The sequence below is a fragment of the Paraburkholderia sp. JPY465 genome (genome assembly GCF_050436725.1).
Lineage (GTDB): Bacteria > Pseudomonadota > Gammaproteobacteria > Burkholderiales > Burkholderiaceae > Paraburkholderia > Paraburkholderia youngii.
This window is the reverse complement of sequence record NZ_JBNDMT010000003.1, coordinates 287249-297500: the sequence shown is the minus strand read 5'-3', so window position 1 is coordinate 297500 and position 10252 is coordinate 287249. Positions and strand designations below refer to the sequence as shown.

Genomic DNA, 10252 nt, shown 5'->3' with positions numbered 1-10252 from the left:
TCTATGCGGTGCTGCCGATCTCGCATGTGTACGGCTTCGCATCGGTATGCCTCGGCAGCCTGCATGCGGGCGCGACGTTGCGGCTCGCGCCGCGCTTCGTGCCGGAAGCGGTGCGCCGCGCCCTCGCCGACGAGCACGTGTCGATCTTCCAGGGCGTGCCGGCGATGCACGCGAAGCTGCTCGAACATCTGCACACGCACGGCCACGCATGGTCCGCGCCGCAACTGCGCTTCGCGTACTCGGGCGGCTCGCCGCTCGACGCCGCGTTGAAGTCGCAGGCAGAAACCGTGTACGGTCTGCCGCTGCACAACGGCTACGGCATGACCGAAAGCAGCCCGACCGTGTCACAGACGATGGTCGACGCACCGCGCGCCGATTGCTCGGTCGGCGAAGTCATTCCGGGCGTCGAAGTGAAGTTCGTCGGACTCGACGGAGTCGAAGCCGCGCCGGGCGAGATCGGCGAGCTGTGGGTGCGCGGCCCGAACGTGATGCTCGGCTACTACCGCAACCCCGAGCAGACCCGCGCGACCGTCACCGAGAATGGCTGGCTGAAGACCGGCGACCTCGCGCGCCGGGACGCGGACGGTGCATTGCATATCGTCGGGCGCAGCAAGGAACTGATCATCCGCTCGGGCTTCAACGTGTATCCGGCCGAGGTCGAGCACGTGCTGAACGCGCATCCGCAGGTCGTGCAGTCGGCGGTGATCGGGCGCGCGGTCGAGGGCAACGAGGAGGTGATCGCGTTCGTCGAGCTGATTGCCGGCGCCGCAGTCGCGCCCGCGGAGTTGATCGCGTGGTGCGGCGAGCGGCTCGCGCCGTATAAGCGGCCTGCCGAGGTGAAGGTGCTCGCGTCGCTGCCGGCCGCATCGACCGGCAAGATTCTCAAGCACCGGTTGCGCGAGTTGGTGTGAAGCGAGCGCAGGCCCGCGCGCTTCACACCGTGCTCAGCCGCGCGGATGATGCTGCGCGTGCAGCGATTTCAGACGTTCTCGCGCGACGTGCGTGTAGATCTGCGTCGTCGAGATATCGGTGTGGCCGAGCAGCAATTGCACGACCCGCAGATCGGCACCGTGATTGAGCAGATGCGTCGCGAACGCATGCCGCAACGTATGCGGCGACAACGGCGCATGCACACCCGCCGCCTGCGCGTGTCGCTTGATGATGTTCCAGAACTGCTGGCGCGTCATGCCTTCGGCGCGTGCCGTCACGAATAGCGCGTCGGCCGCGCGCGGGCCGAGCAGCGCCGGGCGCGCCTCGCGAAGATAGCGCTCGATCCACGCGTGCGCCTCTTCGCCGAACGGCACCAACCGCTCCTTCGAGCCCTTGCCGGTGACGCGCACGACGCCTTCGTTGAGTCCCACCTCGACGGTCTTCAGCGTGACCAGTTCGGTCACGCGCAAGCCGCTCGCGTACATCAGTTCGAGCATCGTGCGATCGCGCAAGCCGAGCGGCGTGCCGAGGTCGGGCGCGCCGAGCAGCGCTTCGACCTGCGCTTCGCTCAAGGTCGACGGAAAACGCGGCGGCTGCTTCGCCGAGCGGATGCGCAACGTGGGATCGGCGGCCGCGCGATGCTCGCGCACCGCCCACGCGTAATAGCGGCGAAACACCGACAGCCGGCGGTTCGCCGAGGTCGCCTTGTCCTTTTGCCGCGCCGCGCTGTAGGCGCTCAGGTCGGCTTCGCTCGCGGTGTCGAGTGACGCATTGCGCGTGTGCGCGAGCCATTCGCAGAACAGGCGCAAGTCGCGGCGATACGCGTCGAGCGTGTTGCGCGACAGGCCGTGTTCGAGCCACAGCGCGTCGCAAAAGGCGTCGATCGATGCGGCGCTGGTCAGCAGCAGCGGCGATACGGCGGCTGTGTCTTCGACGTGTTCAGCGGTATCGGGGGTCGTGCTCATACGTACGGCACACCTTCATGCGCGAGCAGCCAGCGCTTCACGTCGCGAAAGAAGCCATCGCCGCCATCGTGCGCGAAGCCGCCGATGCCGCTCGCACTCACCACGCGGTGACACGGAATCACGATCGGAAAGAAATTCGCGCCGCACGCCTGGCCGACCGCGCGCGGCACGCTGCCGAGCTGCTTCGCGAGTTGTCCGTAAGTCAGCACGACACCGGGCGGGATGTCGCAGATCGCCTGCCACACGCGCCGCTGGAACGCGGTGCCGCACACGGCGAGCGGCAACTCGAACTTCGCGGACGCGCTCTCGAAGTAACGCTCGATCTGCTCGGCCGCCTCGCGTGCGAGCGGCGTCTCGGGCGCGACGTTGCGCGTCGAGTCGGGCAGATAGACGATCTCGCGCACCGCCTCGCCTTCGAGCCGGATGCCGACCTTGCCGAACGGCGCATCGATCACTGCGTTGAACATGATTGCCTGCTCCTCTAGCGTGCCGGATTGCCGGCACCGAATTGCCACGACTTTACGCCGCTTCCAGCGCCCACTCCACATGCTCGCGCACGAGCGCCGACGGATCGTCGGCTCGCTGCTTCAACGCCCGCACGATCGCGTCGCGCGCATCGGCGTCGAGAGCTCCGGGCGCGGCGCGCAATGCGTTGCCCATGCCGACCGCGAGATTGCGCAGCCAGCACTCGTAGCCGATGCGGCGAATCGCGCTGCCCTGCATGCGCGTATCGAACTCCTGCGCGCTCCACGCGAACAGTTCGACCAGCGACGCGCGATCGAGCCCGTGCCGCACATCGAAATCGGCGACCGGCGCGGCCTGCGCGAACTTGTTCCACGGACACACGAGCTGGCAATCATCACAGCCATACACCCGATTGCCGATCAGCGGCCGCAGCTCGAGCGGAATGCTGCCCTTCAGCTCGATCGTCAGATACGAGATGCAGCGCCGCGCGTCGACCTTATACGGCGCGACGATCGCGCCGGTCGGACAGGCGCCGATGCAGCGCGCGCAGCTGCCGCAATGCGAGCCCGGCGTTTCGGGCGCGACCTCGGGCGAGGTTTCGGAGTCGGTCGGCAGCGGGATGTCGACATAGATCTCGCCGAGGAAAAACAGCGAGCCGGCGTCGCGCTGCAAAAGCAAGGTGTGCTTGCCGCGCCAGCCGATGCCGGCCTTCTGCGCGAGTTCGACTTCGAGCACTGGCGCCGAATCGGTGAACACGCGATAGCCGAACGGCCCGGTCGCCGCTTCGATCCGGTCGGCCAGTTGTTGCAGGCGCTGACGCATCACCTTGTGATAGTCGCGGCCGCGCGCATAGATCGATACGACCGCCGTCGATGGGTCCGCGAGCCTCGCATGCTCGGCCGCGCGCCAGTCGCGCGCGCGGGGTGTCGCGCGTGAGACAGGTGGCGTTGCGTCTTGCTGCATGCTTTCAGGGGCGGCTTCATGCGCCCCTTCATACGCACCCTTGGCCACCTCACCTTCCAGCGTCCGCGCAGGCAAATAGGCGATGCGCACGGTGATCACGCGTCGCGTGCCGGCCACAAGCTCGGCGGGCCTCGCGCGTTTCATGCCGTGTTTGGCCATATAATCCATCTCGCCGTGGCAACCCGCTTCGAGCCATGCTGCAAGCGGCGCTTCGGCGGCCGACAGATCGGTATCGCTAATGCCGATCGCCCCGAAACCGAGTTCACGGCCCCACGTCTTGATGTCGAGCGCGAGCGCACGAAGCGCCGCCTCATCGAAACGGGACGTTGCATCAGAAGCTCGCACGGTATCATCGGCCGATGCGGGCGTGCAGGAAACAGGGGACTTCGGACTTCGGTTCATCACGTCATTTTACGAGAATGCCCGTCAATCCCGATCACGCGACCCTACCGTCCGCCCCGGTGCTGCTCGAACGCTCTTTCGCGCTCGCGGACGAAGCCGCGACGCAGACGTTCGGCGCGCGCTTCGCACAGGCGATCGAAAGCGTGCGCGCGGCCTCGCAGCAGGCGCAGTCAGCACAGCCCGGCGCCGCAAGCGACCTCGCATTCCACGGCCTGCAAGTCCAACTCGTCGGCGATCTCGGCGCCGGCAAAACCACGCTCGTGCGCGCGACCTTGCGCGGCCTCGGCCACACCGGCCGCGTGCGCAGTCCGACCTACACGCTCGTCGAACCGTATGTGCTCGCGCGGCCCGCTGGGGAACTCGCGCTCTATCACTTCGATCTGTACAGATTCTCCGATCCGGCCGAATGGGCCGACGCGGGCTTTCGCGAATATTTCGATAGCGGCGCGGTCTGTCTCGTCGAATGGCCGCAACGCGCGGGACCGCTGCTCGGCGTACCGGATCTCGTCTTCTCGCTCGGGCTCGTCGGCAACATGGACGCAAACGCGGACGCACGCGTACTCGTCGCACGCGCTTATAGCGAATCAGGAAAGGCATGTCTCGAAAGATGTTAATCAAACCGTTCCATTCGATCGAATCGGCAGCGGGCGCAACGCATAACTGGCGGCGCCGGCAGATCCTGCGCGCGGGCGCGTCGACGCTGGTGCTCGGCCTCGTCGCGCCGCGTCTCGCGTTTGCGAGCTCGGTGCTCGGCGTGCGCGTGTGGCCCGCGCGCGACTACACGCGCGTGACGATCGAATCCGATCAGCCGCTGCAGAACACGCAGCAACTGCTGCAGGGACCGGACCGGCTCGTCGTCGATCTGAACGGCCTCGATCTCGATCAGGCGCTCAAGGAACTGGTGTCGAAGATCACGCCGAACGATCCGCAGATTTCGTCGGTGCGGGTCGGGCAGTATCAGCCGCACGTGGTGCGCATGGTGTTCGACCTGAAGGGCTCGGTGAAGCCGCAGGTGTTCGCGCTGCCGCCGGTCGGCGCGTACAAGTACCGGCTGGTGTTCGACCTGTATCCCGCTGTCGCGCCCGATCCCCTGATGGACCTGCTCGCGCAGACCGAGCGCAAGCAGCAGGCGCTCAACGAAGAAAACAGCGCGCCCCCCGCGACGCTGTCCGGTCCCAGTACGCCGCCGCCCGTCGACAACAGCGAGGCGTTCTTCGAGCATTACGCGCAGAACGGTGGCGCGGGTAGTGGCGCAGGCAACGGCGCCGCGGGCGTACCTCGTCCGCCCGCGCGTGGCACGCCGGCGCCGTCAGCGCCGGCGATTGCCGGCAGGCAGCCCACACCCTCTGCGCCGTCCGCGCCGCCGAGCGCGATCGCCCGCAACAAGGGTGGCAACGCCAATAGCAACAGCACCGCACGCGGCCTCGACAGCAACAACGACAACCTCGGCGAGAACGGCGACACCTACGCATTCACCACGCCGAAGTCGGGCCGCAGCAACACCGTGCGACTGCTCACCGTCGCGATCGATCCGGGTCACGGCGGCGAAGACCCGGGCGCGATCGGCGGCTCAGGCACCTACGAGAAGCACGTCGCGCTCGACATCGCGAAGAAGCTGCGCGCGAAGATCGACGCGCAGCCGAACATGCGCGCGATGATGACGCGCGACGCCGACTTCTTTGTGCCGCTGAACGTGCGCGTGCAGAAGGCGCGGCGCGTCGGCGCGGACCTGTTCGTGTCGATCCACGCGGACGCGTTCACGACGCCCGAGGCGAAGGGTTCGTCGGTGTTCGCGCTGTCGGAGCACGGCGCGTCGAGCGCGGCCGCGCGCTGGATGGCGAACAAGGAGAACTCGTCGGACCTGATCGGCGGCATCAACATCAAATCCGACGACGCCACCGTGAACCGCGCGCTATTCGACATGTCGACCACCGCGCAGATTCGCGACTCGATGCGCTACGGCAACTTCGTGCTCAAGGAGATCGGCGACATCAACAAGCTGCACAAGGGCTCGGTCGAGCAGGCCGGCTTCGCGGTGCTGAAGGCGCCGGACATTCCGTCGATCCTCGTCGAGACCGCGTTCATCAGCAATCCGGATGAAGAGCACCGCCTGAACGACGACGCGTATCGCGACAAGATGGCCAACGCGATTCTGACCGGCATCAAGCGCTATTTCGCGGCGAATCCGCCGCTCGCGAAGAGCCGCATGACGTGATGTCGGCACGCACTCACCGCCTCCAGCACGTATTGGCGTTGGCTGGAATGATGAAATGCCGGCTCTCGCCGCGTGAAGCCTCTGATGGAGTCGCGCCGACGCCTGGCGAAGATCGGGAGGCCTGATACGGCGCGGTCTTTTTCGCATGAAGAAGCCCCGCGGACGGTCCGGGCACAGGTGCGTCCGGGCCGGTTTTCATTGGGAAGTTGCTTGAGCCGCGCACGCAAGCGTTTGAGCCACGCGGGCAGTTTGCCGTATCAGCGTGTCACGTCCGCCCAAGCCATTTCGCACTGATTGGTGTGGAACGCGCGGATCAAGCTCAGCGCTTCCGGAGCGTGTGCCTGGCTTGCGGGTAGCAGACGCCGCCGTACGCTGCCGCTGGCCCAACAGTTGCTCAGCGCGCCGGCATAAAGCGCTGCACGACCCAGCCGCCGAACACGTTGACCGCGAGCCCCGCCATCACGAGCAATGCGCCCGCCACCTGCATCGCCGACAATTGCTCGCCGAGCAGCAGCGACGCCGACGCGAGTCCGACGATCGGCACCAGCAGCGAGAACGGCGCGACCTGGCTCGCCGGATAGCGCGACAGCAGACGGCTCCACAAGCCATAGCCGACCAGGGTCGCGATAAACGCCAGATAGACGATCGCGAAGATCGACAACGCGCTGATACCGGTCAGCGCGGCGGCGATCTCGCGCGGCCCCTCGAATACGAACGACGCGGCGAAGAACGGCAGCGGCGGAATCAGGCTGCCCCACACGACGAGTCCGACCAGATCGACCGTGCCGACCTTCTTCGTGACGATATTGCCGAGCGCCCACATGCACGCGGCGCACAGCGTCAGCAGGAATCCGACCAGCGACATCGTGTGGCCGCCTTGCAGACCGATCACCGCGAGCCCCGCCGCGGCGATCAGCAGACCCGCGACATTCGGCAATCGGAAGCGTTCGTGCAGAAACAGCGCCGCGAAAATCAGCGTGAAAAACGCCTGCGCCTGCAGTACCAGCGACGCGAGCCCCGCCGGCATGCCGACATACATCGCCGAGAACAGGAACGCGAATTGCCCGAACGAGATCGTCGCGCCGTAGGCGAACAGCCACCGCCACGGCATCTGCGGCCGCTTGACGAAAAACACCGCCGGCACCGCAGCGAGCGCAAAGCGCAGCGCGCCGAGCAGCATCGGCGGCACACCATGCAGGCCGACCTTGATCACGACGAAATTGACACCCCACGCGACCACGACGATCAGCGCGAGCAGCAAGTCCCTGGGCGACATCCAGGTCTCCAGTGAAATGGTTCGATCCGGCAGTGTAGCCGAGCCTGCGATCCCGGTTCATCGCGCCCGCTGATGGCGAGCGTGCACCGTTGCCGTCGGCCGCGCGCGACGCGCAGTAGAATCGTCCATTCCAGCGTTCTTCTTCCACTTTCACGTCGAGCCTGCCCATGACCTCCTCGATCAAAGCCGTCCTCACACCGCACGTACGCGACATCGGCAATCTGGCCGTGCGGCGCGTACTGCCGGCGATGGCGGCGCGCCTCGTCGGCCCGTTCATCTTCTTCGACCACATGGGCCCAGCAACCCTCGAACCCGGCACCGGCCTCGACGTGCGCCCGCATCCGCATATCGGCCTCGCGACCGTCACCTATCTGTTCGACGGCGCGATCATGCATCGGGACAGTCTCGGCTCCGAGCAGAAGATCGTCCCCGGCGACGTCAACTGGATGACGGCCGGGCGCGGCATCGTCCATTCGGAGCGCACGCCGGCCGAAGACCGCGCACGCGGCCAGAGAATTCACGGCATCCAGACCTGGGTCGCGCTGCCGCTCGCCGATGAAGACGCCGAGCCGTCGTTCGCGCATCATGCGGCGGCGACCTTGCCGGTCGTCGAGCGCAATGGCGTGACGCTGCATGTGATCGCGGGCACCGCGTTCGGCGCCGTGTCGCCGGTCGCGACGTTCTCGGGCACGCTGTACGTGGCCGCCGACTTCACGCCGGGCAGCGCGTTCGCGCTCGAACCGGAGCACGAGGAGCGCGGCGTATATCTGGTGGAAGGCGATCTGGAGATCGACGGCACCACGCTCGAAGCCGGCCAGATGGCCGTGCTCGCGCTGGACGAAACCGTCACGCTCGCGAGCACCCACGGCGCGCGCGTGATGCTGCTCGGCGGCGAGAAGCTAGACGGCGAGCGCTTCATCGAATGGAATTTCGTCGCGAGTTCACGCGAGAAGATCGAAGCCGCGAAGCTCGCGTGGACGAATCAGGAAATGGGCCACGTGCCCGGCGAAACCGAATGGGTTCCGCTGCCGCAGCGCAAGTAACGGCGCCCGGGCCGCACGCGCAGGACCGCATTGAAATCGCGCGATTCGGCCCCAGCTAGCCACAAACCGTTTCTATCGACGAGGACGCAATGGACACCACTCTGGCCACTTTCGAACAGGACGTCATCAAGGCGTCGATGCTGGCCCCGGTGCTGGTGGATTTCTGGGCGCCGTGGTGCGGCCCCTGCAAGAGTCTCGGCCCAATGCTCGAAAAGCTCGAGGCCGAAGCCGCCGGCAAATGGAAGCTCGTGAAGGTCAACGTGGACGAGAACCACGAACTGGCCGCGCACTTCCAGGTGCGCAGCATTCCGCACGTGATCGCGTTCGCCGACGGCCAGGCCGTCGATCAGTTCATCGGCGTGCTGACGGAAGGACAGCTGCGCGAGTTCCTCGACCGGCTCGTGCCGCAGGGCGCGCCGGGAGCGCGCATCGAAGCGCAAACCGCGCTCGCCGAAGGCCGCCGCGACGACGCCTACGACCTGCTGCAAGCGGCGCTCGCGTACGACCCGGGCTTCGACGACGCGCGCATGGACCGCATCGAGTTGCTGCTCGAAGACAACCGCATCGACGAGGCGCGCAACGAAGTCGATCTGCTGTCGCCGAAAACCACGCAAGGCATCGACGCGCGTTTCAACGCGATCAAAACCAGGCTCGACGCGGTGGACGCCGCCGCGGACCTGCCGCCCACCGATGCGCTCGAAGCGCGCGTCGCGGGCAATCCCGACGATCTCGAAGCGCGCTTCGATCTCGCGAATGCGTTTATCGCGCGGCACAAATATGCGCAGGCGCTCGAACATCTGCTCGCGATCGTGCAGCGCGACCGCGGGTTCCGCGAAGATATCGGCCGCAAGACGATGTTGTCGGTGTTCGATCTCGCCGCGCATCAGCCGGAGCTGGTGGCGCAGTGGCGGCGCAAGCTGAGCGCCTCGTTGAACTGATCGTTTGCGATGTTTTGCCCGATGGCGGCCTGGGTCGGAGCGGTTGAAACCGTCGCCCAGGCTGTCACCTAAACCGTCGCCTTCTTCGCCAGCTCCCGCAACACATACGCCGCGGCCGCGAAACCAAAGCTCGCGGTCACACACACGCTCGATCCAAACCCCGCGCAGTTCAAGCCGACCGGCCCCGTATGTCCGGGCGACGTGCTCACGTGCTCGGCTTCTTCATCGATATCGCAAACGGCCGCTTCCGGATAGATCAGCGGCTCGTCGGAATACACGGCGCTCACCTTGAACTTCGCTTTCGGCCCACGCGGAAAGCCGTGCTGCTTGCGCAACTGCCCGCGCACCTTCGACAGCAGCGGGTCCTGGATCGTCAGCGCCAGATCGTCGATGCGGATACGCGTCGGGTCGAGCTGACCGCCCGCCCCGCCGACCGTGATCAGCGGCTGCTTGCGCTCGACGCACCACGCGATCAGCGCGGTCTTCGTGCGCACGCTGTCGATCGCGTCGATCACATAGTCGAAACCGCCGCCGAGCGTCGCCGCGAAATTGTCCGGCTCGACGAAGTCTTCGATCAGGCGCACGTCGCAGTACGGATTGATCGCCTTGATGCGCTCGGCCATCGCTTCGACCTTCGGTTTTCCGTAGTTGCCGTCGAGCGCGTGAATCTGCCGGTTAGTGTTGCTTTCCGCGACGTTGTCCAGATCGATCAGCGTCAGCGTGCCGAGCGCGCTGCGCGCAAGCGCCTCCGCGACCCACGACCCCACCCCGCCGATGCCGATCACCGCGACGTGCGCACCCTCGAACGCGGCGAGCGCGGGCGCGCCATACAGACGGGCGATGCCGCCGAACCGGCGGGCGCGGTCGGCGGTTTCGTTCGCGTCGAGGCTGGTAGTAAGATCGGATTGCGCGGTGGTGCTGGACATGATGGCAGGGCTCGAAAACACAGGCGGAAAGTAACAGGCGGCGGCGCATTGGCAATTCGCTTTGGCCAATCTGGCGCGCAGCCCGTATTTTGCCTTAACACGTGAAGGCAGCCGCGCAGGACCCCGAGC

The 10252-nt window shown here is 66.5% G+C and carries 9 protein-coding genes and 1 pseudogene (1 of these 10 only partly in view); 5 read left to right on the top strand and 5 right to left on the bottom strand.

The window, feature by feature from the left end; all coding sequences use genetic code 11:
* Positions 1-911: pseudogene (locus QFZ94_RS15915) on the top strand (class I adenylate-forming enzyme family protein); its annotated part reaches 466 nt to the left of the window's first position; the annotation flags it as partial.
* A gap of 33 nt (positions 912-944) precedes the next feature.
* On the opposite strand, the gene xerD reads toward QFZ94_RS15915, so the two are convergent.
* From xerD to queG, 3 genes are read right to left on the bottom strand one after another with little or no spacing between them, the layout of a single operon-like run.
* Entirely contained in the window at positions 945-1895 is a 951-nt protein-coding gene (gene xerD / locus QFZ94_RS15910) for a site-specific tyrosine recombinase XerD (RefSeq protein WP_429458103.1), read from the bottom strand.
* Positions 1892-2362: a methylated-DNA--[protein]-cysteine S-methyltransferase gene (locus QFZ94_RS15905; protein ID WP_368584749.1), complete on the bottom strand. Its 471-nt coding sequence runs from the start codon at positions 2360-2362 to the stop codon at positions 1892-1894. Before QFZ94_RS15905 ends, xerD begins: the two co-directional genes overlap by 4 nt.
* A gap of 52 nt (positions 2363-2414) precedes the next feature.
* Entirely contained in the window at positions 2415-3725 is a 1311-nt protein-coding gene (gene queG / locus QFZ94_RS15900) for a tRNA epoxyqueuosine(34) reductase QueG (protein WP_429458099.1), read from the bottom strand.
* Positions 3726-3742: 17 nt separating this feature from the next.
* Between queG and tsaE the strand changes: the two genes are divergently transcribed.
* Entirely contained in the window at positions 3743-4339 is a 597-nt protein-coding gene (gene tsaE / locus QFZ94_RS15895) for a tRNA (adenosine(37)-N6)-threonylcarbamoyltransferase complex ATPase subunit type 1 TsaE (protein ID WP_410848537.1), read from the top strand.
* Positions 4321-5940 (top strand): N-acetylmuramoyl-L-alanine amidase, encoded by a 1620-nt coding sequence (locus tag QFZ94_RS15890; RefSeq protein WP_429458096.1) that lies wholly within the window; start codon positions 4321-4323, stop codon positions 5938-5940. Before tsaE ends, QFZ94_RS15890 begins: the two co-directional genes overlap by 19 nt.
* A gap of 394 nt (positions 5941-6334) precedes the next feature.
* On the opposite strand, the gene QFZ94_RS15885 is transcribed toward QFZ94_RS15890, so the two are convergent.
* On the bottom strand, positions 6335-7216 hold the full coding sequence (locus tag QFZ94_RS15885; RefSeq protein ID WP_368584745.1) for an EamA family transporter: 882 nt from the start codon (positions 7214-7216) through the stop codon (positions 6335-6337).
* Between the two features lie 167 nt (positions 7217-7383).
* On the opposite strand from QFZ94_RS15885, the gene QFZ94_RS15880 reads away from it, so the two are divergent.
* Both QFZ94_RS15880 and trxA read left to right on the top strand, forming a co-directional pair.
* Positions 7384-8259: a pirin family protein gene (locus QFZ94_RS15880; protein WP_368584744.1), complete on the top strand. Its 876-nt coding sequence runs from the start codon at positions 7384-7386 to the stop codon at positions 8257-8259.
* Between the two features lie 89 nt (positions 8260-8348).
* Positions 8349-9197 (top strand): thioredoxin, encoded by an 849-nt coding sequence (gene trxA, locus QFZ94_RS15875; protein ID WP_429458091.1) that lies wholly within the window; start codon positions 8349-8351, stop codon positions 9195-9197.
* A 68-nt stretch (positions 9198-9265) separates the two neighbouring features.
* Here trxA and tcdA read toward each other — a convergent pair whose 3' ends face one another.
* The gene (tcdA, locus tag QFZ94_RS15870) at positions 9266-10123 is read right to left on the bottom strand and encodes a tRNA cyclic N6-threonylcarbamoyladenosine(37) synthase TcdA (RefSeq protein ID WP_410848540.1); all 858 of its coding nucleotides are present in this window, start codon (positions 10121-10123) and stop codon (positions 9266-9268) included.
* Positions 10124-10252 lie beyond the last annotated feature (129 nt).